The 23,273-nt window shown below is 59.3% G+C and carries 19 protein-coding genes and 1 pseudogene; 16 read left to right on the top strand and 4 right to left on the bottom strand.

What is annotated here, in order from left to right; all coding sequences use genetic code 11:
* Both EV700_RS16820 and mutL read left to right on the top strand, forming a co-directional pair.
* Positions 1-285, top strand: a 285-nt coding sequence (locus EV700_RS16820; protein WP_165391365.1) for a LysM peptidoglycan-binding domain-containing protein, incomplete at its 5' end; no start/stop codon positions are given.
* Entirely contained in the window at positions 282-2,129 is a 1,848-nt protein-coding gene (mutL, locus tag EV700_RS06990; protein ID WP_130412149.1) for a DNA mismatch repair endonuclease MutL, read from the top strand. The genes EV700_RS16820 and mutL, both read left to right, overlap by 4 nt.
* Before the next feature lie 58 nt (positions 2,130-2,187).
* Here the strand turns inward: mutL and EV700_RS06995 are convergent, their stop codons facing one another.
* Positions 2,188-3,225 (bottom strand): hypothetical protein, encoded by a 1,038-nt coding sequence (locus tag EV700_RS06995; RefSeq protein ID WP_130412151.1) that lies wholly within the window; start codon positions 3,223-3,225, stop codon positions 2,188-2,190.
* 181 nt (positions 3,226-3,406) lie between these two features.
* Between EV700_RS06995 and miaA the strand changes: the two genes are divergently transcribed.
* The 3 genes and pseudogenes from miaA to EV700_RS07010 all read left to right on the top strand — a co-directional run bounded on the left by miaA (position 3,407) and on the right by EV700_RS07010 (position 5,861).
* Positions 3,407-4,384 carry a tRNA (adenosine(37)-N6)-dimethylallyltransferase MiaA gene (gene miaA / locus EV700_RS07000; protein WP_130412153.1) on the top strand — a complete coding sequence of 326 codons (978 nt, stop codon included), beginning with the start codon at positions 3,407-3,409 and terminating at the stop codon, positions 4,382-4,384.
* Between the two features lie 73 nt (positions 4,385-4,457).
* Positions 4,458-4,751: pseudogene (hfq, locus tag EV700_RS07005) on the top strand (RNA chaperone Hfq); the annotation flags it as partial.
* A gap of 159 nt (positions 4,752-4,910) precedes the next feature.
* Positions 4,911-5,861, top strand: a complete 951-nt coding sequence (locus EV700_RS07010) for a transporter family protein (protein ID WP_130412155.1) — start codon at positions 4,911-4,913, stop codon at positions 5,859-5,861.
* A 21-nt stretch (positions 5,862-5,882) separates the two neighbouring features.
* On the opposite strand, the gene EV700_RS07015 is transcribed toward EV700_RS07010, so the two are convergent.
* A complete protein-coding gene (locus EV700_RS07015) occupies positions 5,883-6,401 on the bottom strand; it encodes a TlpA disulfide reductase family protein (RefSeq protein WP_165391366.1) in 519 nt (172 codons plus the stop codon).
* Between the two features lie 125 nt (positions 6,402-6,526).
* On the opposite strand from EV700_RS07015, the gene hflX reads away from it, so the two are divergent.
* Positions 6,527-7,855 (top strand): ribosome rescue GTPase HflX, encoded by a 1,329-nt coding sequence (gene hflX, locus EV700_RS07020; RefSeq protein WP_130412159.1) that lies wholly within the window; start codon positions 6,527-6,529, stop codon positions 7,853-7,855.
* Positions 7,856-7,858: 3 nt separating this feature from the next.
* Positions 7,859-8,215: a DUF3147 family protein gene (locus tag EV700_RS07025; protein ID WP_242610201.1), complete on the top strand. Its 357-nt coding sequence runs from the start codon at positions 7,859-7,861 to the stop codon at positions 8,213-8,215.
* Positions 8,216-8,282: 67 nt separating this feature from the next.
* Here EV700_RS07025 and trhP read toward each other — a convergent pair whose 3' ends face one another.
* The gene (gene trhP, locus EV700_RS07030; RefSeq protein WP_130412161.1) at positions 8,283-9,626 is read right to left on the bottom strand and encodes a prephenate-dependent tRNA uridine(34) hydroxylase TrhP; all 1,344 of its coding nucleotides are present in this window, start codon (positions 9,624-9,626) and stop codon (positions 8,283-8,285) included.
* Positions 9,627-10,037: 411 nt separating this feature from the next.
* Here trhP and EV700_RS07035 point away from each other — a divergent pair, with 411 nt between their 5' ends.
* The 3 genes from EV700_RS07035 to EV700_RS07045 all read left to right on the top strand — a co-directional run bounded on the left by EV700_RS07035 (position 10,038) and on the right by EV700_RS07045 (position 15,306).
* Complete coding sequence (locus EV700_RS07035) at positions 10,038-14,333, top strand: NACHT domain-containing protein (protein WP_130412163.1); 4,296 nt, start codon at positions 10,038-10,040, stop codon at positions 14,331-14,333.
* 155 nt (positions 14,334-14,488) lie between these two features.
* Positions 14,489-14,959 carry a transposase gene (locus EV700_RS07040; protein WP_130412165.1) on the top strand — a complete coding sequence of 157 codons (471 nt, stop codon included), beginning with the start codon at positions 14,489-14,491 and terminating at the stop codon, positions 14,957-14,959.
* Positions 14,960-15,021: 62 nt separating this feature from the next.
* Positions 15,022-15,306: a hypothetical protein gene (locus EV700_RS07045; protein ID WP_130412167.1), complete on the top strand. Its 285-nt coding sequence runs from the start codon at positions 15,022-15,024 to the stop codon at positions 15,304-15,306.
* Positions 15,307-15,425: 119 nt separating this feature from the next.
* Here the strand turns inward: EV700_RS07045 and sph are convergent, their stop codons facing one another.
* Positions 15,426-16,940, bottom strand: coding sequence for a sphingomyelin phosphodiesterase (gene sph, locus EV700_RS07050; RefSeq protein WP_130412169.1), 1,515 nt, complete (start codon positions 16,938-16,940; stop codon positions 15,426-15,428).
* 211 nt (positions 16,941-17,151) lie between these two features.
* Between sph and EV700_RS07055 the strand changes: the two genes are divergently transcribed.
* The 6 genes from EV700_RS07055 to EV700_RS07080 all read left to right on the top strand — a co-directional run bounded on the left by EV700_RS07055 (position 17,152) and on the right by EV700_RS07080 (position 23,269).
* Entirely contained in the window at positions 17,152-17,496 is a 345-nt protein-coding gene (locus EV700_RS07055) for a CidA/LrgA family protein (protein WP_130412171.1), read from the top strand.
* Positions 17,489-18,181 carry an LrgB family protein gene (locus EV700_RS07060; protein ID WP_130412173.1) on the top strand — a complete coding sequence of 231 codons (693 nt, stop codon included), beginning with the start codon at positions 17,489-17,491 and terminating at the stop codon, positions 18,179-18,181. The genes EV700_RS07055 and EV700_RS07060 overlap by 8 nt, the downstream gene beginning before the upstream one ends.
* A gap of 163 nt (positions 18,182-18,344) precedes the next feature.
* Positions 18,345-19,514: an ATP phosphoribosyltransferase regulatory subunit gene (locus tag EV700_RS07065; protein WP_130412175.1), complete on the top strand. Its 1,170-nt coding sequence runs from the start codon at positions 18,345-18,347 to the stop codon at positions 19,512-19,514.
* 86 nt (positions 19,515-19,600) lie between these two features.
* Positions 19,601-20,920, top strand: coding sequence for an adenylosuccinate synthase (locus EV700_RS07070; protein WP_130412177.1), 1,320 nt, complete (start codon positions 19,601-19,603; stop codon positions 20,918-20,920).
* A gap of 193 nt (positions 20,921-21,113) precedes the next feature.
* Positions 21,114-22,895: a clostripain-related cysteine peptidase gene (locus tag EV700_RS07075; protein ID WP_165391367.1), complete on the top strand. Its 1,782-nt coding sequence runs from the start codon at positions 21,114-21,116 to the stop codon at positions 22,893-22,895.
* Positions 22,892-23,269 carry a hypothetical protein gene (locus tag EV700_RS07080; RefSeq protein ID WP_130412181.1) on the top strand — a complete coding sequence of 126 codons (378 nt, stop codon included), beginning with the start codon at positions 22,892-22,894 and terminating at the stop codon, positions 23,267-23,269. The genes EV700_RS07075 and EV700_RS07080 overlap by 4 nt, the downstream gene beginning before the upstream one ends.
* The last annotated feature ends 4 nt before the right edge of the window (positions 23,270-23,273 follow it).

The following is a 23,273-nucleotide window of genomic DNA, read 5'->3' on the forward strand; positions in this document are numbered from 1 at the left end:
GACAAGTCGGACAAGTCGGACAAGTCGGACAAGTCGGACAAGTCGGACAAGTCGGACAAGTCGGACAAGTCGGACAAGTCGGACAAGTCGGACAAGTCGGACAAGAAGCCTGCCGTGGCGGCGGAAAAACCCGCCAAGGCCACCACGCATACCGTCAAGGTCGGTGACAGCCTGTCCTCTATCGCGGTGCATTACGGCGTCACGGAAAAGGCCCTGCGCGAGGCCAACAAGTTGAAGGATGACAACGTCATGCTGGGTAAATCCCTGAAGATCCCCGCGCCATGACCGGTCGAATTCATTTGCTGGATACCCGGCTGGCCAACCAGATCGCCGCCGGAGAAGTGGTTGAGCGTCCGGCCTCGGTCATCAAGGAGTTGCTAGAAAACGCGCTGGATGCCGGAGCTACCCAGATCGATATCCAGGTCGAGGAGGGTGGAACCCGGCTGATCCAGATTCGAGATAATGGCGGCGGCATAGACCGTGACGACCTGCCCCTGGCGCTGGCCCGTCACGCCACCAGCAAGATTTCAACACTGGAAGATCTGGACGCCGTAGCGACGCTGGGCTTTCGCGGCGAAGCGCTGGCCTCGATCGCCTCGGTCTCGCGCCTGACCATGACTTCCAGCACCGATGACAGCGGCGTCGGCTGGAGCGTGCATACCGAGGGGCGTGACATGGAGCCGGTGCTGAGCGCCGCCAGCCATCCGCGCGGCACCACCGTTGCTGTCCGCGACCTGTTTTTCAACACGCCCGCGCGCCGCAAGTTCCTGCGCACGGTGAACACTGAGTTGGGGCACCTGGAAGAAGTGGTGCGCCGGTTGTGCCTGTTCAACTTCCAGGTCGGTTTCCGGTTAACGCATAACGGCACGCTGCGCTGGCAATTCCGCCCCGCGCCGGATGAAGCCGAGCAGCGCCGCCGTATCAGCACCTTGTGCGGTCAGGCCTTCATGGACGCAGCCACGCCGTTGCTGGTGGAAACGCATGGCCTCAGCCTGGGCGGGTGGCTGGGCAGCCCGTCCGTGGCGCGCGGTCAGGCCGATATGCAGTATTTCTATGTGAATGGTCGTGTGGTGCGCGACAAGGTGGTCACCCACGCCATCCGCTCCGCCTACAGCGATGTGCTGGCGCACGGTCGTCATCCCGCGTATGTCCTGTTCTTCGAACTGGATCCCGCCGCCGTTGATGTCAATGTCCACCCCACCAAGCATGAAGTGCGTTTCCGTGACCAGCGCGTAGTCCACGAATTTCTGGCGAGGACCATCCATCGCGCCCTGGCGGGGTTGAAAACCGTCGCCCTGACGCCGGAAACCCAAGCCGCTGGCTCCGTCGTTCCGTCAGTTGTGGCCGAACAGTCGTTGTTGTCATTAGCGGTTTCTCCCGGCGCGCCGGGCGCAGGGGTGGCTTGGTCCCCGCAACCGGCAACACCGGTTCCGCGTGAACTTCGCGACAGCCTCTCGGATTATCTGGCTCCGTTGCGGGATTTGCCCGATGACGCCCCGATGCCCAGGCCGGAAGCCTTGCCCGATACGACAGCCGTTCCCGGCATGCCGCCGTTGGGCTATGCGCTGGCGCAACTGCATGGCATTTATATCCTGGCTCAGAATGCCCAGGGGCTGGTGATTGTGGATATGCACGCCGCGCACGAGCGGCTGGTATATGAGCGCCTGAAAGTGGCCTGGGAGACCGGTCGTCTGGCCTCGCAGCCGTTGCTGATTCCGCAAACGGTAGCCTTGTCCCGCACCGAGGCCGAACTGGCCGAGCAGGGTCGGGAATGGTTCAGTCGGCTGGGTTTCGAGGTCGATCGTATTGGTGAAGAAGCGCTGGCGATCCGCGCTGTGCCGGCGTTATTGCCGAAGGCGGATATTCTGCCGCTGGTGCGGGATGTGGTGGCGGACTTGCGGGAACACGGCCAATCCACGCGCGTGGAGGAGGCGATCAATGAGCTTTTCGGCACCATGGCCTGTCATGGCGCGGTGCGCGCCAACCGTTCGCTGACCTTGCCGGAAATGAACATGTTGCTGCGCGACATGGAAGCCACGGAATTCAGCAGCCAATGCAACCACGGCCGTCCGACCTGGCGGCAAATGTCGCTGGCGGAGCTGGACAAGTTGTTCTGGCGGGGAAGGTAGCAGGGCGGGGCGGCACGAATGAAAAAAGGGGCGTACCTGGGTACGCCCCTTTTGATTTTTACTTCACCGAGTCAATGATGTCATTGAATTGGTTGACGTTGATGTTCAGCTTGCGCTCGTCCCAGAACTGGCTGAAGCCGATGGTCGGGGCGCGGCGGCCTTCATAGCGCATCCAGTAACGGTCGGCGATTTCACGCACCTGCATGGAGGCCATTTGGTCCAGCAGCCGGTATTTCGGGTTCAGCGCATCGGCCGGAATGGCTTCAAAACGCTTCAGGGCGTCGCGCAGCAGATCCTGGCGATCCTTGGCGGCGGCCATCGAAGCATAAATGGCGTGGGTCAGGCGAACGCCGCCCTGCAAGCCGACATCGGTAGAAGCCTGCAGGTCTTCCCAGGCCTTGGCCTCGGCGGCGGCGTTCTCGGGCAGGATGGTTGTCAGCGCGGCGCGGATGGCCTTCGGCTCACCCCACCATTTTTCGTTATCCAGGCACTTCATGGCGCGGCCCACCTTGGCGGGAATCCCCATGTCCACATCGATCAGGCGGCCGGAGGCGATATCGTTCTGCAGGGCTTGCAGAGCAGAGGTCGCGCCGACCAGCATCACGTGTTCTTCAAAATCCTTGCTGAATTTCGGGCACTTGTCATCGCCGATTTCATAGCCGTATTTGGTGCGGAAATAGTTGGCCATGTAGGTGTACGACTTCAGCTGGCGGTTGCCGGCGTCGCGGTTCAGCAGTTGCTGGGCAATCCGCGCATCGGTGGCGATCTTCACCCAACCCTGGTTTTGCGCCAGGCTGGACCACAGTTCCTTTTCCACGGCTTCGTGCTCGGTGCACATGGCGGCGCCCGCATAGCTGACGGACAGCATCAGGTCGCTGTTCACATTGAAAGCGTTGTAGCCCAGCAGCAGGGGGACGAAGCTTTCATTGGAGTGACAGATCAGGCTGATGTCGTCCAGCTGCATGGCGGCCGGAACCACATGGTCCTGCGAGAACTTGTTGATTTCGGAGCCGATGAGGTGATTCACCGAGCATCCCGACCCGGCCAGAACGACTCCGGCCAGTGCGGCAGCCTTGAAGAGGCGGACTATTTTCATATTGTTATTCCGTTGGGGGTAGTGTTGTGCAAAATGAAATGAATGTAACAAGACCGAGCCGGTTCGACAATCTTTTTACTGTCAAGTTGTGAGGGTATTACCAAAAATGATGAGATGGAAAACAGGCGGATGGGCTGTCCTGCCATTACAATAACGCCAGTCAATATTACGGAACGCTTTCATGCCTCTCGCCTTGCCGGATCAGCCGCTGCCTCCCGCCGTTTTCCTGATGGGGCCGACCGCCAGCGGCAAGACCGAACTGGCCATTCAGCTGGCGGAAACCGGGCGCTTCGAGCTGATTTCAGTGGATTCCGGCATGATCTACCGGGGCATGGATATCGGCACCGCCAAACCCGATGCGGCCGAACTGGCGCGTGCCCCTCATCGCCTGATCGACGTGATTGATCCGGCCGAGGCCTGGTCCGCCGCCGATTTCCGCCGCGCCGCGCTCTCCGCGATGGAGGAAATTCATGCCGCCGGACGCATTCCGCTGCTGGTCGGCGGCACCATGCTCTATTTCAAGGTGCTGAAGGACGGTCTGGCCGACATGCCCGAAGCCGATGAGGGCGTGCGCGCCGCCATTCTGGCGGATGCCCTGCAAAACGGCTGGCCGTCCATTCATGCGCGCCTGGCCGAAGTGGACCCGGTGACGGCGGCGCGCCTCAAGCCGAACGACTCCCAGCGGTTGCAACGCGCGCTCGAAGTCTGGCTGGTGACCGGCAAGCCGATGTCGCAATGGCACGCCGAACAGCAAAGCCAGTCCCTGCCGTGGAGCGTGCTGGAGCTGGCGCTGATGCCGGATGACCGCGCCGTGCTGCACGAGCGCATCGAGCGCCGTTTCGACCTGATGCTGGAGCGCGGTTTCATTGAAGAAGTGGAGCGCCTGCGCGCGCGTGGCGACCTGTCACCGGATCTGCCGTCCATGCGCTCGGTGGGCTACCGGCAAGTCTGGGAATATCTGGACGGCCAGATGGACCGGGAAGAAATGCGCTATCGCGGCATTGTCGCCACACGGCAGTTGGCGAAGCGCCAGTTCACCTGGCTGCGCGGTTTTGGCGATTCCGTTCACTTTTTGACAACAGAAGCGGTGCCGATTGTTCGACAGAAAGCCTTGCAAAAAGTGGAAAACCACCTCAAATTAGACACTGGCAAGTGCTGATTTTGTCTTGTCTTTTATTTTTGCGCTGATACAAAACCCTTAATGTCTGCCATTTGGCAGAGGAGAAAACATCATGTCGAAAGGGCAAACTTTACAAGACCCGTTCCTGAACGCCCTCCGCAAGGAGCGTATCCCCGTCTCCATCTTCCTGGTGAACGGTATCAAACTGCAGGGCCAGATCGAATCCTTCGACCAGTACGTCGTACTGTTGAAGAACACCGTCAGCCAGATGGTGTACAAGCACGCCATTTCCACCGTCGTTCCGTCGCGCAACCCCCGTCCGGTGGGTGCTCCCGCCGCCGGCGGCGCCATTGGCCCGATGACCAGCGGCACCATGGGCGGCGGTTATCCGTCGCCCTATGACGGTGATGACCAGGATGCTCCGTACTGATCCCGGCCCGTCCGTGGTGATACGCAAAGCCGCCTTCGGGCGGCTTTGTCGTTTCCGGGGTGCGACAACATGTCGCAGTTTGTCGCGCCGGGGCAGCCGGTAGAATCCGCGCATTCAATTTCCCGGTATTCCTTCATGCATCCGCGTTCCTTTGCCTTGTCCTTGCTGGTCCTGAGTCTGGCCGCCGTCAACGCTAAGGCCTGTTCCAGTTGCGGGTGCACACTGAATTCGGACTGGGTCAGCCAAGGGCTGGACAGCAAGCCGGGTTTCGCACTGGATCTGCGTTACGACTTTATCGATCAGACCGCGTTGCGCGAAGGCAACGGCTCGGCCACCGCGCCCGCCATTCCGGCGGCGGAAGAGGTGGAACAACGCACCACCAACCGCTATATCACGGCAACGCTGGGTTATAACCCCAATCGCGCCTGGGGTTTCAGCGTGGTGCTGCCGTATCTGGATCGCTCGCACAGCACCATTGTTGACGGCGATACCGACATCACCACCTCGCATACCCGTAGCCTGGGTGATATCAAAGTGATGGCCCGCTATCAGGGCTTTTCCACAGACGGCGATTCCGGGCTGATTGTCGGTCTGAAGCTACCCACCGGCAGTCGGGACTTCCGGTTCAACGGCGGCCCGCAAGCCGGCACCGATCTGGACCGCAGCCTGCAACCGGGCACAGGCAGCACCGACCTGATCATTGGCGGCTTTCGCACCGGCAGCCTGAACCGGGATTGGGATTGGTATGCGCAAGGCTTGGTGCAAGCGCCAGTTAAGATTCGTGATGAGTTTCGTCCGGGCGCGGTGTTCAGCGTGAATGGCGGTTTCCGCTACATGGCGCTGACCCGGTGGGAGCCGCAGGTGCAGGTCAACGCACTGGAGCGTCGGCCGGATGGCGGCGCTAATGGTGACGCGGCCACCAGCGGCGGACGGTCGTTTTATGTCAGTCCGGGTCTGGCCTATACGCCCGGCAAGAAGCTGAGCGTCTATGGTTTCGTGCAGCTGCCGGTAGTGCAGCATGTGACCGGCCTGCAGCTGGCGCCGCGCTGGTCGGCGGCGGTCGGGGTGTCAACGCATTTCAATTAACGATGATCGGGAGCGTCCACCTCAGGAGGGAGGCGCTTCCGCCAGCAGCGACTTCAACAGTTTCTCCAGCGCCGGAATATCCTCGCTTTGCAGACCCTCGCGGCCGTCCAGTCGTAATTTGCCTTGGCGGTCAATCACAAACAGGGTCGGTACGGCGCGGATCCGCCCGAAACCATCCACAGCGGCGGCATCTTCCAGCGCTACCGGGAACGACAGCCGTTCGGCCACGTGCCGGGCTGCGGCAATATCGTCCTTTTCCTCATCCACACTGACCGCCAGCAACTCCAGCCCTTGTCCGTGATACGTACGGTACAGCTTTTCCAGTTGCGGCAACTCCTGACGGCAACTGGAACACCAGCTGGCCCAGAACACCACTATCCGCACCGGGCCGCGCCCGGCGTTGAAATGCAGCCGTGTCTTGCCGTCGAGCAGGGTCGCCGAAACAGCAGGCGCGATGCCGCCGGTTTGCAGGCGCGCGCTCACCGGCATGGCCAGCAACATCAGCAGGCTGCAGAGGGCGGTGGTTCGAAAGAATGTCATTGCGGAATCCGGGGGAGTGCAGGTGTGCATGATAACCCGTCCTCCGCCAAAAAAATCCCATCCCCGTTTGGCTTTCGTCCGGGCAGCGCTCATAATCGTTTCACGCCTTATCAACGGATATCCCTGTGGAATTTTTTGAACGACATCAGGGTGGCGAACGCGCCATCCTGGTTCACCTGGACCTGAAACAACAAGCCGCCAGTCTGGATGAAGACCTGGAAGAGTTCCTGCTGCTGGCTAAGTCCGCCGGCGCGGAAATCCTGGCGACGGTCACCGGCAGTCGCCAGAAACCTGATGCCCGCCTGTACGCCGGCAGCGGCAAGGTTGCCGAGATCGCCGCGCTGGTGCAGGAAAAGGAAGCGGAGCTGGTGTTGTTCAACCACTCGCTGACGCCCGCGCAGGAACGTAACCTGGAAAAGGAACTGCAATGCCGGGTGCTGGACCGCACCGGTCTCATCCTTGATATTTTCGCCCAGCGCGCCCAGACCTTTGAAGGTAAGTTGCAGGTGGAACTGGCGCAGCTGAGCCACCTCAGTTCGCGGCTGGTGCGCGGCTGGACCCACCTGGAACGGCAGAAGGGCGGTATCGGCCTGCGCGGCCCCGGTGAAACGCAGCTGGAAACCGACCGCCGTCTGCTGAAGAACCGCGTCACCATGCTGAGCGAGCGGCTGGAAAAAGTCCGCCAGAACCGTCAGCAGGGCCGGGCTTCGCGCCAGAAAGCCGCCATTCCCACCGTGTCGCTGGTGGGCTATACCAACGCCGGAAAATCCACGCTGTTCAACCGCGTCACCCACGCCGAGGTGTACGCCGACGACCGCCTGTTCGCCACGCTTGATCCAACGTTGCGCCGCATCGACATGCCCAGCATCGGGCCGGTGGTGCTGGTCGATACCGTCGGTTTTGTGCGCCATTTGCCGCACCAGCTGGTCGAAGCCTTCCGCGCCACCCTTGAAGAAACACTCGAAGCCGATCTGCTGATGCACGTGGTGGATGCCGCCAGCGCCGAGCGCGACGCCCAGATCGAGGCGGTCAATGAGGTGCTGCATGAAATCGGCAGCACCACCCGCATCCTGATGGTCTACAACAAGATCGACCTGATGGGCTCGCGCGAGCCGCGTATCGACGTAGACGACCAAGGATTGCCGGTGGTGGTGTGGATGTCGGCAATGACCGGCATCGGCGTGCACGAATTGAAGATGGCCGTTACCAGCCTGCTGGTGGGCGACCTGCGCGAGTTCACCCTGACGCTGCCGCCGGAACATTCCCGCCTGCGCGCCAAGTTCTATGAATTGGGTGCGGTGCTATCGGAAGACAGTGATGAAGACGGCGTTAACCGTATCCGCTTGCGCTTGACGGCGGCCTCGCTGGCGGAATGGCTGGGTCGTAACGGCATTGCCCCGGAAACGGTCGGCCTGACGGCCGAGGAACTGGGAATGGCGAAGGAAGCCTATTGAACGATGGCCATTCCCTATGTGCTGGTGAAGTATCTGGTGACGGCCGCCGTAGTGGTGGCGGTTTCCGAGCTGGCGAAGCGCAGCGACAAGCTGGGTGCGTTGCTGGCCTCGTTGCCGCTGGTGACGGTGCTGACGCTGGTCTGGCTGTATGTGGAACAGCAACCGACGGACAAGATCGCCAATCACGCCTGGTATACGTTCTGGTACGTGGTGCCAACCTTGCCGATGTTCCTGCTGTTTCCGCGCTTGCTGGGTCAGTTGGGATTTGTCGGGGCGCTCGGGGTGTTTGTGCTGGGAACGATGGTCATCTTCGCCCTCTATGCCTGGCTCATGGCCAAAGCCGGTATCGACCTCCTGTAGGTCGGGCTTCAGCCCGACACTATCCTTTGATCGGAGAGAGTTGTCGGGTTGAAACCCGACCTACACATCAAACCAGCCGCGCCAGCAAAGCTCCGTCCAGCGCCTTTTCCAGCGGCATCTTCACCAGAATGCCGTTGCCGGGCGCCACGTCCAGCGCATGGCCTTCCGCGTGCTGCAGTTGCTCCAGCGTGATTTCCCGGTTGCCGGACGGATGGATGATCTCCAGCCGGTCGCCCACCGCAAAGCGGTTCTTCACATCCACCAGCGCCCAGCCGTCGTCGATGGACAAGACTTGCCCCACGAACAGGCTGCGCTTGCTTTCCGAATGCCCGGTCAGGTAGTTCTGCGTGTCTTGCGGCACATGGCGTTGCAGGAAGCCGGGGGTAAAGCCGCGATTGGCCAACCCGTCCAGATCGGCCAGCAGCGACGGGTTGAAAGGCTTGCCCGACCGGGCGTCATCAATGGCCTGACGATAGGCCTGCGCCGTGCGCGCCACGTAATACAGCGACTTTGTCCGGCCCTCGATCTTCAGCGAATCAACCCCGATCTGCACCAGCCGCTCCACATACTCGATCGCGCGCAAATCCTTGGAGTTCATGATGTAGGTGCCGTGCTCGTCTTCCATCACCGGCATCAGCTCGCCGGGACGGTTGGCTTCCTCGATCAGGTAAACGCGGTCGGCATCCGGATGCCGCTCCGCACCGCCGCAAGCGGCAAAACGGCTGTTGGCTTCTTCCAGTTCCTGCGTGAAGTCGAAGCCTTGCAGCCTCACCACATCGCCCTGTTCGGTCTCGGCGGCGTCATGCACCTTGTAGTCCCAGCGGCAGGCGTTGGTGCAGGTGCCCTGGTTGGGGTCGCGGCGGTTGAAATAGCCCGACAGCAGGCAGCGACCGGAATAGGCGATGCACAGCGCGCCGTGGACGAACACTTCCAGCTCCATCTCCGGGCATTCCTGCCGGATTTCGGCAATCTCGTCCAGCGACAGTTCGCGCGACAGGATGATCCGTTTCACGCCCACTTTCTGCCAGAACTTGACCGAGGCGTGGTTCAGGGTGTTGGCCTGTACCGAGAGGTGGATGTTGAGGTCGGGCCAGGCTTCGCGCGCCAGCATGATCAGGCCGGGGTCGGCCATGATGAAGGCGTCGGGTTGGAGGTCCACCACCGGCTGCAGCTGACGGACGAAGGAGCGCACCTTGTCGTTGTGCGGCAGGATGTTGGCGGTGACGTAGAACTGCTTGCCGCGTGCGTGGGCTTCGCTGATGCCTTGCGCCAGTTGTTCCTGGCGGAATTCGTTGTTGCGGGCGCGCAGGGAGTAGCGGGGCAGGCCGGCGTAGACGGCGTCGGCGCCGAAATCGTAGGCGGTGCGCATTTTTTCAAGGCTGCCGGCGGGCAGGAGCAGTTCGGTTTTCATGCGGGGGATCGGGGTAGCGGGGAAAGGCGCGTATTCTACATGGGTATTATGGGAAAGGGGATGGAGGGATGGAGCTGATTTGGCGGGAGGAATTTCGAGGGGGTTGGGTTGACGGGGGTGGGGTTGGCTGATAGCTTTCAAGCAAGTCGTCCCATGGATTTAGTTCGCTTAGCAAGGAAGCAATATATTGCAGGTTGCTAATTTTAAAAGGAACGTATGGGATTAAACCCTTTTTGGTCGAGCGCTCTGTTATGCGAAATCTGTCGCCTAAACATAGTTATGTTTTTTGGCATGGCGGGTTTCGATCCGAAGCGGACAGCTGTGCTGAACGATGCTCTCTTTTGATAGACGGGGTAATTTTATCACTCTGATCCATAATAGCTCTTCATGGGCGGACCATAAGGATATTAAATGGAAGGCCATGTTCCGTTAGATCGCGAATTCTCACCTGTCTACAAAAGTGAAAAAGAAGCGGAGAGTGAGGAATTCCTCTTGGCTTGGGGGCACGCTAAACCGATAACTTGGGACGTGATGGCGGAAAAATACCGCTGCGTCATATTAGCGGAAGCGGGTGCGGGGAAGACGGAGGAGTTGCGGCATCGGGCCAGCTCCCTCGCGGGCGAAGGAAAAGCAGCCTTCTTTCTCCGAATTGAAGATATCGAAACTGACTTCTATACCGCGTTTGAAATAGGTGCAGAAGCCCAGTTTCACGCATGGCTGCAGTCGACGGACGAGGCATGGTTTTTCCTGGATTCTGTAGATGAGGCTCGACTGGAGCACCCGAGAGCCTTTGAAAAGGCTCTTCGCCGCTTTGCCAGGGGGGTCGCAAATGGTGCGCACAGAGCGCATATTTACATCTCAAGTCGGCCCTACGCATGGCGGCCAAAGGAAGACCAAAGACTGGTAGATGAACTTCTGTATCTCCCCGCTGCACAGACAGTAGAGGTTGGGGAAGGTGATCGGCGATCCACTCCGCAAAGCGCCCTCACAGTTTTCACTTTGCGCCCTTTAGATGAAGGGCAGATTCGGCGTTTCTGCGTTGCTAGGGCGGCAGAGAATGTCGACGGCCTGATCAGGGAAATCGATCGTGCCGACCTTTGGAGTTTGGCGGAGCGTCCATTTGACCTTGAAGGCATATTGGCCAAATGGGCTGTGGACAACGCTCTAGGCGGCCGCTTGGACTTGCTCCGTCACAACATCGATAAGCGCCTACGCGATACGCACAGTACTGACAGGGCGCAACGTCAACCCCTGAATCTTGAACAAGCAAGAGAGGGCGCGCGCTGCTTGGCCGCTGCTGTCGTGCTGTCCGGACAAGCGGGTCTTAATGTTCCAGACGCTACGCCGCTTAAACCTGGGATTGACGCAGAAGCAGTCCTTGCTGCTTGGAATCCCGAGGATGTTCGGGCGCTACTTGAGCGCGGAATTTTCAATGACATCATTTATGGGGCAGTACGATTTCGTCACCGGGAGGTCCGCGAGTTACTTGCTGCCGAGTGGTTCTCAGGCTTATTAATGGCGGGCAACAGTCGCCATTTGGTCGAAGCGCTCTTCTTCCGTGAGCAATATGGGCAAGAAATTGTTACCCCTCGACTTCGAGCAATATTGCCTTGGCTCATCCTGTTTGACGACGAGATTCGGCGCAAAGCGCTTCAGATTCACCCTGAAATTGCTGTCGAAGGTGGCGATCCATCACACCTACCATTGGCAGAACGACAGGGGATATTGGCAGAAATCGTCCAGCGCATCACTTCGGATCAGGATGATCGCTCCGCACGAGACAATAGTGCAATCGCGCGAATCGCCAATCTAGACCTCTCGGACAACGCTCAGCAGCTCATAACCGCCTATGCCGACAATGATGATGCCATCTTCTTTCTAGGCCGGCTGGTCTGGCAAGGAGAAATGGCAAGTTGCGTGGCCTCTTTGCTTCCCATTGCAGCAGATGGTTCTCGGGGAATTTACGCCCGAATAGCATCGGCACGCGCGGTGATGACTTGCGGGGCTGCAGAGCAAAAACAAAGTTTGTGGCAACAACTCATCGATGGCGTTGACCCGATTCCCCGTGAACTGCTCGCAGAGCTGGTGGTAGAAGCTTCGCCTGATAGTGAAGTTGTTGGAATGCTGGTGGTTGCACTGGGCAAGTTGTCGCCCGATGAAAGGTACAAGACCTCCGGCCTTGCTGGTGCTCTACACGGCTTTGTGGAACGCTTGTCGATTGCTGAGGAGCATCAGGCCATCGCTCGATTGATAAGTGGCCTACATGCTTATCTGGAACAGTCACCTTATGTCGAGAGGCGAGAGTGCCATGTCTCGAAGGAATGTGCATGGTTGCTAGGACCAGCCTCTCACGCAGTAGAAAAGCTGGTTGCCGCTCGAAGCGACGCCGCTTTAAGCGAAACATCTCTCTCCATCATGCTAATGGTCACAACCTTGCGTCATTGGCAAGACGAAGACCTCAGGGAGTACAAAACCAGGCTTCATGCGCTTGTACCCGCATGGCCGGAGCTTAACGATTCCCTTTATTGGTTCAGCATTGAACAAGCTCGATTAGCGCAGGCGGAGCGTACAGGTGACTCCTTGACTGATGATTGGCCAGCTTCATGGCTAGGCCCATTCTGGAAGTTCGATTCTGACAGTTTCCCAAGGTTACTCGAATATATTGGCTCCCGCGCGGTGCACGACGATAGATTGGTCGCGCTTAGTACAGCGTTTCAAGTTTATGCGCGAAATGACCTGCCGGTGGAAATTCTTGCCCAACTAGAAAGTGTCGTTGCCGTAGATTCTGAATTGACAAAGAAATTGGGACTGCTGGTCAATCCGCCGGTATCGGAGACGGTTCGGAGGCATGAGGAGGAACATGCAGAATACCTACAGAGGCGCAGTGAGGAGGAAGAGCGACAAAAGCAGCAGCGAGCCGAGTGGATAGCGGAGTTACGTGCCAACCCAGAGCGGGTCCGCACCCCGCCTGAAATGGAGCCCGGTACGTTCATGAACGATCAGTACTGGCTTATGCACGAGTTGCAGGATAGTGGCTTAGCTACAAGCCGCTCTGAGTACGCTAACTGGAGGGCGCTGACTTCAGATTTCGGCGAGAGCGTCGCGCAGGAGTATCGTGATGCAGCCTTAAACCATTGGCGGTGCTACGTACCATCCCTAAGGTCCGCGGGAGCCCCAGGTAACAGCACCCCATGTTCTCTAATCTTTGGACTGGCCGGACTGGAAATAGAGGCCACCGAGAACGCGGATTTCCCAGGCTCTCTGGATGAAGCACAAGCACGTCAAGCTATACGCTATGTCACTTGGCAGCTTAACGGATTTCCCGCGTGGTTCGAGAGGATGCACCAGGCATTCCCGGGTTTGGTCGAAGAGGCGGTGACCAATGAATTGGTCTGGGAGCTTGAGAACACCGGCTCAGACGAGCCCATGCACTACATTCTCCATGACCTGGTCTATCATGCGCCTTGGCTACATGCCCGCATCGCTCCCGCAATACTCGAGTGGGCCGAGGCCAATCCCTCACTTATCAACGCCAACCGACAGTACTGCTTACACATCTTAGTTAATGGCGGCACAGATGCAGCAAGACTTGCCGAATTGGCAAATCACCAGATAGCTCAAACAACAGACGCGAACAGTATTGCATGGTGGTATGCGCTTCGCGTCGATTGCGATCCGGATAATGGCATCCCTGAACTTGAACAGTGGCTTTCAGGCCTTGACGAGGAAGTGGCAACATCTGCGGCTCAGGTATTTTTCACCACACTTGTGAATGGGCGCCGATTGAGAGAGAGCAGCCCTAAGTTCGGTCACTTCCAAACAGCAGAACATCTGAAATCACTATATATCCTGGCACACCGTAATATTCGGATAGAGGATGAAATCAACCGCGCAGGCGGGGGCACGTATTCTCCAGGGCCGCGCGATGATGCCCAGGATGCGCGAGGCAGCTTATTCAACCTCCTATCGGAAATACCAGGCAAAGCCACTTACACGGTCATCGAACAATTGATCCGCGAGCACCCGGACCCAAATCGTCGCCCATGGATGGCCAAACTGGCATACAAACGCGCTGAACAAGATGGCGACCTTGAGCCTTGGACCGCTGAGCAGGTTTACGCGTTTGACCGGTCTCAAACAATAACACCGGCAACACATTATCAACTCTTTGACCTGGCCATACATCGCTTGAAGGACCTTAAGAACTGGCTGGAACGGGGAAACGACAGCCCCTGGAGAACCTGGCAGCGTGTCGACGGCGAAACCGAGATGCGCACCTTAATAGCTGGTTGGCTCAATCAGCACTGCCGAGACCAATACACGACTGCTCAAGAACCTGAACTAGCCAATAGCCAGCGCATGGACATTTGGTTGCAAAACACAAAAGTGCACTCACCAGTTCCTATCGAGCTAAAACTGCTAGACAAAGGGTGGAGCGGGCCAGATCTTTGTGAGCGCCTACGAAATCAGCTGGCAGGTGATTACCTCAGAGAGGAAAGCGCAAGATGCGGCGTAATGCTTTTGGTATGGCAAGGAAATACCGCCGTTAAACGATGGATGATTAGTGGGCAACTTGTTGAATTAAACGAATTGGGCAGTGCCCTAAAAGGGTATTGGCAAGAGATTTCAGCCGATTTCCCAGGTGTGGACGCGATCGAAGTCATGGTCATAGACCTGACATTACGTGAACACGCCTCAGATTCATAAGTGGCAAGGCCTAAGGGCTCGAAGCAGGAACTAAATCGAAGCTCAAAGCATGCTCGCTACTGATTCTGGAACTTCTAGCAGGGTGTTGAAAAACTCTGCTGCCACAACCTGACTGATGCAACAGTAGCACATCTGCTTTCATCACGACCTTTGCCATGCGTGGTTCCGACTCCCGGCAAGGTGCGCTGTTCAGCTTCGTCGATCTGGACAGCCGCATCACCGCCAAGCATTCCATCCGTAAGCTGCCCCAGATCGTCGACACGATCCTGACCACGCAGGACAGTGAATTTTTCGCCCGCTATTCCGAGACCGGCCGCCCGTCGATCCCGCCGGAACAACTGCTGCGAACATTGCTGTTGCAGGTCATGTACTCCATCTGCAGTGAGCGGCAACTGGTCGAGCAACTGGATTACAACCTCATTTTCTGCTGGTGCGTCGGTATCGGCGTCGATGATCCGGTCAGTCCCACTCCTCGTTTACCACTGCAAAGTGGGGGCTTTCAAGCTAGTTTCGAGTGTATGATGACAGCAAAAATTGCATCGCTGAATTCAATGCCCAACTTGCGCTTGAAGCGCGATAATGGCCCAGCTGATTACGGGGCAATTTTTTTGTTGGGGTTGAGGTAATCTCAGCTTCTAATTTTGCTGTGGGGCGTTACGCCTTCAGCTGGTAGTTGGGAGTCACAAGCATGAACCAGTCGATCACACTCAATCTGCCTAATGACCTTGCTGATTTCGAGTGGGCGAAAGTCATGGCGGTCTACGAAACGATGGATGCCTGGGTGGCTGGGCAGGAACTGCCATGCTGGTTTGGCCCACTCGACAGTTCTAGGTATCTGGCGGCTTCTGTCGAGCCAAGTGGTCTTCTACTTGAAGGAAATCTAGAGCCGCTAGTTTTTCGGGGTTGGGTAACTAAGCTCTGCGCCAAGTTGACGCTCGCACTTGGGCGAGAGGTCTATGACGCAGAGGTGTAGCGGCCAAGACGCCCAATTTTAACGTTATCCCAATTTGACCATCGCTCTACCTGATTGATAATGCTGCTACTCTGTCAAACCGGCGTCATTCCCGTCCCCCCGGAAATGACGCCTCCCCCTCAATACAGCAAGTTGCTGAAAGTCTGATAAACCGGCGCACTCACCCCCTTCACCCGGAATTTCTCTGCCGCGCCGATACTTCCGGACCACAGGTAAAGATGATTGGCCCACGACCCCGACTCCCAGCGCTTCAGATAATAATCCGACCCGCTCACTGTCGACGTATCCCGAAACGCCACCAAATCCCCGTCCTGCAAGCATTCCGACGCCGCCCGCGACAGGTTCTCCACCCGCAGCCGGTTCGAACTGTCGCCCTGTTTCGGATAATAGGCATAGTTGCCGCCACCACCGCCCAGCCACCAGTTCCACAGATAGCCCGGATACTTGCGCGACTCGATCTCGATCATGTCGCCGGTTTGCAGGCAGCCGGTTTGCGGATAGTAGAAATCGCGCACCTGCCAGCGGCTCTCCAGATTGGCGCTGTTACCGGTGGCGGTAATCCAGGCCGTGGCCGAACTACCGGTGCGCAGCGCCAGGTTGTTGACGGTGCTTTCAATCGCCACATCGCCGTAACGGGCATTCACCGGTTTGAAACTGCGGGTGGGTGTGGTGGCGTCGGCCTTGGCGAAAGCGGCGACCGGGTAGTGATCGGAATAATCCTTGAACTGGTAGCGCTCCACACCACCGCTGACTTCCCAGCGCGGTGACACCACATCCCGCGCCTGATTCTGCCAGGAGGAGGGTTGGGCGTAGTTCTTTGCGACCAGGATGTAATCCAGATATTCACGCGCGGCCGTCGGGTAGTTGTAGTTGGCGATGCCGTTGGTGCGCGGGTCCCAGGTGTAGTCAACGCCGACATAGGCCGTGGGGGCGTTGACATCCAGCGTACTCAGCATGCTGGCGTATTCCGGGCTGGTGCGCACCACGTTCATGTCGCCGCCAATCAGCACCACTTCATTGGCAGGAATGCCTTTACCGGCCAGAAAATAACGGATATTGGTGAATTGCTGACGACGGACTGCTTCCGGTTGTCCGGCGCTGCAACTGCTGTCCTGCGCCTGCACATGCGTGCCGACGATGTGGTACTTCTGGCCGTTGCGGTTGATGCGCACATAGACGAAACCCTTGTTGGACAGGGCGTCCGCCCCGCAACCGGCGTTATAGACAAACTGCACCTTTTCCTCGATCGGCCACTTGCTGACGATAGCCACGCCGCCGTCTTCCGGGGTCATGGACGAGTAAGCGCCCAGCGTGGCGTTCCAGCCTGCCGTATTACGGCCCAGCACCGGCGTCTGGTAGGGGTACTGCGTGGCCAGTCCGTTCAGCAAGGTTGCCGAGGCGGTGTTGTCGAAAGCTTCGTTGAGAATCACGACATCCTGATTCTTCAGGTAGTCGGCCTGCGCGATCATCGACGCCCGCACGTTTTGGCCCCAGTTGGGATAAAGGTTGGTCGACAGCATGTAGACGTTGTGGGTCAGTACGTGCAAGCCGTCGGTGTAGGCATCGGCCAAGGCGATGGCGGGGGAGAGCAACAGCGGCAGCAGCAGGCCGCCGGTGGTCAAGGTTGTTTTCATGAAGCACCCGGTGTTGTGATGGTTGTTATGGGTGTGCCGAGCTTAGAAGTGATGCCGGAGAGGGGACAGAGCGGGCAGGGCCAAAAAGGGGATATTGGCGGCCAGTCGACGGACGGTTGGCGCGGCTTGCGAATGATCAAGACTAATGGGTCATTGCCAGATCAGGACTGGCGGGTAGAATGCCCTTTTTATCGATATTGCGCCTGCCACCATGCCCGCCATCTTTCTGTTGCTGCTGTTCCAGTTGCTGGGTGAACTGTCGGTCCGCCTGCTGCCGATTCCGCTCTCCGGCAATCTGGCGGGCATGCTGCTGCTGTTCATTTTCCTGGTGATCCATGGCCGCGTGCCGGAAAGTCTGGCGACCTTTGCCCCCAAGTTCCTGCAACACCTGACGCTCTATTTCCTGCCGGTCTCGGCCGGGGTGATGACGCTGGGAGCCTTGCTGGCGGCGGAAGGATTGCGCATTAGCCTGGTGATGGTGCTGTCGACGATCATCCCGCTGGTGGCGGTGGCCGCCTTGCTCGATTTCCTGCTGAAGGGGCGCAAGCATGTCTAGTTTGATGCATTCGCCCTTGCTGTGGCTGACGGTGACGCTGACCTGTTATCAGGCCGGTTTCTGGTTGCACCGTCAGCTACGTGAGCCATTGTGGTTCCCGCCGATGCTGATCGCGCTGTGCCTGCTGATCGGCGGTCTGCTGGCGTTCAACGTGCCCTATGACACCTATTTCCAGGGCAACCAGTTCATCCATTTCCTGCTGGGTCCGGCCACGGTGGCGCTGGCGGTGCCTTTATACCAATCCTTACCGCGCCTGAAGGCGGCGGCGGGACCGTTGGGGCTGACGCTGGTATTCGGTTCGGTGTTGGGCGTGGCTTCGGCCATGAGCCTGGCCTGGCTGCTGAACCTGTCGCACGGCAGTGTGCTGGCCTTCGCCACCCGCGCCGTGACCACGCCGATGGCATTGGGCATTGCCGAAAAGGTCCATGCGCCGCTGGCGCTGGCGTCGGCCATCATCATCATTTCCGGCATCATCGGCGCCATGCTGGTGGAGCCGCTGCTGGGCTTCATCCGTACCGACATGGCGCGCGGTTTCGCGTTGGGCATGGCGGCGCACGGCGTCGGCACGGCGCGGGCCTTGCAGATAAGTCCCACCTGTGGCGCCTTTGCCGCCTTGGGCATGAGCCTGAACGGCGTGCTGACAGCCTTGTGGCTCCCGGCCGCTATCGGAATGTGGTTACGCTGAGTCCTCCGGAGCCATTCGTTTTATGGCGATGCGGCTCCATTCCTGCTATGATTGGCCAGCCGAGTAAGAACTCGGTTTTTTTGTGTCCGGTCAACCGGAAAAATTCCCGCTTCATCCCTGTACCGGGGCTGGAGTCTTTTGCTTTTCATAAGGTGAAAATCGGATGCCAAGGCCCGCCGAGACCTGGTTGTTGCCCGATGGGGTGCAGGATGTCCTGCCCGCCGAGGCCGCGCGCCTCGAATCGCTGCGCCGCCGTTTGCTGGACCTGTTTGCCGTCTGGGGCTACGAGCTGGTGTTCCCGCCGCTCATGGAGTACCTGGAGTCGCTGCTGACCGGTTCCGGCCACGACCTCGACCTGATGACCTTCAAGATTACCGACCAGCTCAGCGGTCGCCTGATGGGCGTGCGCGCCGACATCACGCCGCAGGTCGCCCGTCTGGACGCGCACTGCCTGCCGCGCCCGCACGCGGCCCGTTACTGCTATTCCGGCACGGTGCTGAACACCCGTCCGCAATCGCTGGAAGCCTCGCGCAGCCCCATCCAGATCGGCGCCGAGCTTTACGGCCATGCCGGAGTCGATGCCGATATCGAAATCCTGCGCCTGATGCTGGACATGCTGGATGCCTCGGGTGTGCGTGAAGTGCATCTGGATCTGGGTCACGTCGCCATCTTCCGTGAACTGGCCGTCGCCGCCGGGCTCAGCCCGGAAACCGAAGCCCGCCTGTTCGATATCTACCAGCGCAAGAGCCTGCCGGAGTTGCAGGACCTGCTGCCGCAATTGCCGCACGGGGAATGGTTCGCCGCACTGGGTGCGCTGTCCGGCGATGCCTCGGTGGTGGAAGACGCGGTCAAGCGCCTGGCGGGTGTGCCGTCCGCCGTGTCGCAAGCGCTGGCTGATCTGCACGCGGTGATTGCCGCGCTGCGTGATTCTCATCCGCAGGTGCGCCTGTCGCTGGATCTGAGCGAGCTGCGCGGTTATCACTATCACACCGGTCTGGTGTTCGCGGCCTATGTCAGCAATTCCGCCACCGAAATTGCCAAGGGCGGCCGCTACGACCGCATCGGCGAAGCGTTCGGCCGGGCGCGTCCGGCCACCGGTTTCAGCGCCGACCTGAAAGCGCTGCTGGCGCACGCGGACGCACCGGAACTGCCGCAACGGATTCATGCCCCCGCCGGACACGGCGCGGCGCTGCGGGATGCCATCCGCCATCTGCGCGCCTCAGGCAATATCGTCATCCAGGCCCTGCCTGGCGACGCCGCCCAACCGGCCGACCTCGGCTGCACGGCGGTGTTGACGGAACAGGACGGGCAGTGGATCGCCACACCATTGTAAAACCTTGGCGTCCGGCTTTCGGGCCGTGCGTCAGTCAACGTGTTCCAGGGCGCAAGCCCGACCAACTGTAACAAGGGTCAGAAACCATGGGTAAGAATGTTGTCGTGCTCGGCACGCAATGGGGCGATGAAGGCAAGGGCAAGATTGTCGACCTTCTCACGGACAATGCGGCGGCTGTAGTGCGCTACCAGGGCGGCCACAATGCCGGTCATACGCTGGTGGTGGGTGGTGAAAAGACGGTGCTGCACCTGATTCCGTCCGGCATCCTGCGTGATGGCGTGCTCTGCCTGATCGGTAACGGCGTGGTGCTGGCGCCCGACGCCCTGCTCAAGGAAATGGCCACGCTGACCGCCAAGGGCGTGCCGGTGCGCGAACGCCTGCGCATCTCGCCGAACTGCCCGCTGATCCTGCCGTATCACTGTGCGCTGGACAAGGCGCGTGAAGCCGCGCGCGGCAAGGCTGCCATCGGCACCACCGGTCGCGGCATCGGCCCGGCCTACGAAGACAAGGTGGCCCGTCGCGGCCTGCGTCTGGGCGACCTGATTCGCGGTACCGGTTTTGCCGAGAAGCTGGCCGAAGTCATGGAATACCACAACTTCCAGCTGGTGAACTATTACAAGGCCGAGCCGGTCAGCTTCGAACAGACGCTGGCGGACGCGCTGGCCTGGGCCGAGCAGATCAAGGATCTGGTCGCCGATGTGCCCGGCATCCTCCATCAGTTCCGCCGCGCCGGCAAGGACATCATGTTCGAAGGCGCGCAGGGCTCGCTGCTGGACATCGACCACGGCACCTATCCCTTCGTCACGTCCTCCAACACCACGGCGGGCGGCACCAGCACCGGTTCCGGTTTCGGTCCGTTGTATCTGGATTACGTGCTGGGCATCACCAAGGCCTATACCACCCGCGTTGGCGGCGGCCCGTTCCCCACGGAACTGGTCTACGATGCCTCGAAGGATGAGGGCGATGCCATCGGCAAGCATCTGGGCGTGAAGGGCCACGAGTTCGGCGCCACCACCGGCCGTCAGCGCCGTTGCGGGTGGTTTGATGCCGTCGTGCTGCGTCGCGCGGTTGAGCTGAACTCCATTTCCGGCCTGTGCCTCACCAAGCTGGACGTGCTGGACGGGCTGGATTCCATCAAGGTGTGCGTGGACTACAAGTCCCTGAAGCCGGGCACCATCGAGTGCCTCAGCTCCGACGCCGAGTCCTTCGCCCATGTCGAACCGGTCTATGAAGAGCTGCCAGGCTGGGAAGGCTCCACTGTCGGTGCAAAGACGCTGGAAGAGCTGCCCGCCAATGCCCGTGCTTATCTCAAGCGCCTGGAGGAAGTCGTGGGTTGCCCCATCGACATTATCTCCACCGGTCCGGACCGCGATGAAACCATCATCCTGCGGCATCCCTTCCAGTAAGCTATGCTGATAAAGGCGTCTGCGGACGCCTTGTTTTTTTATACGTTCACGGGGAGGGAAGCCCATGCATTTCGTTTTTCGCGCTATTTGCCTGATGCTGGTCAGTCTGCTGCTGGCTTCCTGTGGTGGTGGCGGCGGTGATCCCCTCGCCGGAAATACGCCTTCACCCACGGGGGAGGCCGAATGGACCTACATGGTCTATATCGCGGGTGACAATAATCTTTCCGCGTCAGCCATTGCCGATATCAACGAAATGGAAGCCGTGGGTTCGTCCGCCAAGGTTAACGTGGTGGTTCAAGCGGAATTCAGCCCGCAATACACGCCAAATGTGCCGGGTGTGACGAAATCATCGTCCCGTGATGGCATTCCCCTCGATATCCTGAATCCAATATTGCCCACCGCTTCAATCTCCACGTTGCCGACCGTCCGTGGCCGCATCACCAAGGATGCGGATCCTGCATTCATCAGCAGTACCCTGAACAGCATGGGTTCCAATCTGGATATGGGTAAACCGGAAACCCTGACGGCGTTCATTCAATGGGCCAAGCAAACCTATCCGGCCAAACATTATGCGCTGGTGCTCTGGTCACACGGCGATGGCTGGAAAGTAAGACGTTCCACCGGCGGTCTTATCACGCGTGGCGCGCTGGCGGATGATACCTCGGGCAGTTTCATGTCGGTTCCCGATATCGCCAAGGCTATTCGTGATTCCGGCGTGCCGATCAGCGTTCTGGATTTTGACGCCTGCCTGATGAGCATGTACGAAGTCGCCCATGCCTTTATCGGGCTGGTGGATTACATGGCGGCCTCCGAGGAAGTCGAGCCGGGTGATGGCGATGATTATCAGTCGCAGCTTGCCCAATTGCAGGCCAGACCGGATATGTCCGCCGTGGACCTGGCCAAAACGACGGTGACCGCCTATCGGCAATTCTACGCAACCGGGTCGGCGCGCTCCGATGCTGTGACCAAGTCTGTTCTGCATATACCGTCTATCCCCGCCTTGCAAGACACCGTCGAGGCGTTTGCCCGCTATGCCGCCGATCATATCAACGACCAACGGGTTGCCTTGCAGGCGGCCCGTGCCGCCAGCGTGGCCTACGAAAACAAGCATAGCCATGATCTGGTCGATTTTCTGGATCAGTTAAGCGCCCAGACTTCGGTCAAGGCGGACCCGGTTTTCCTTTCCCGGATCGACGATGTTCGGCAGGCCGTGAAAAACACGGTGGTCGATAATCAGTTTTATGCCCAATCGGCGGTTAACCCCATCGGGCGCTCCCGGGGTATTGCCATCTTCCTGCCCAGCAACTCCCAGATCACGCAGGATGAATTGCTGTTATACGACGTGCAAACCAGTAATCTCAATGGCAAAACCGCGTGGCATGACTTCGTTAACCTGATGGTGAGCGGTGACACCGGAGCCATGCTTGAAAAGGTTCCGGGTAATTTCGCGTTCACGTTGCGCTGGGATGATCCGGCCGTGGATCTGGATCTCTATGTTTATGAGCCCGAAGATTTATATGCTCCGTATATGGGGGTTCGCACGCCTAATGGCTTCTTTACGCCGGATTCCAGTGAAAGCGGATTGGCGATGGAAGGCTACGTGGCGGATGAACAGGTGCAGAAGGGCGATTACGAAGTCTATGTCAATTATTATTCGGGCGCCAAACCGACCACAGCCAATTTGTTTTATGCCGATGCTTCGACCGCGGAGCACCAAGTGGGGAGTCTGACACTGCCTGTTGCCGGATTGGCGTATGCTCCGGCAGGAAGCAGCCCGTTGAATGACGCCGGCATCGCGGCGGGAAGCTATGCGGACTGGTGGTTTCCGGGCGGCGTCACCCGTAGCTTGGGGGGGGCGTCGATCAGTAAGTCTTACCGTCTGCCGAATGGCAAGACGGTCGTGGTGCGTTTCAACGAGCGCCGCGCCAAACTCAAGCGCATGCAAGCACAACGCCGGACAGGAGCCTCATCATGAATCGCATCCTTGTTACCATGACCGTCCTGATGGCGGGCCTGCTCTCAGCCTGTGAAGCGACGCAGGGACCGGGAACGTCCGAGGCCATGAAGTCACCGGTTGTACTGACCGTGCCGGGCTTGCTGGCAACCGCCAAACGGTATCAGGGCATGGTGGTTCAGGTGCGGGGCTTTGACGCAGGCTGGCAGGGGGAGTGCCGGTCAGCCCCTCCGGTCAGCCGGTCGGACTGGCATTTACAGGACGGCGGCAAGTGCCTCTATGTGCATGGCCCGCATCCCGAACCCCGCGCCGACGGAGATAAACCGCGTCTGGTCAAGGTTAACGGGGTTGTCCGGGTAACGCCTGAAGGCGTCTGGTATCTGGACGCGCCCTGAATCG

It is taken from the genome of Fluviicoccus keumensis (genome assembly GCF_004217445.1).
GTDB classification, from domain to species: Bacteria; Pseudomonadota; Gammaproteobacteria; order Pseudomonadales; family Moraxellaceae; genus Fluviicoccus; species Fluviicoccus keumensis.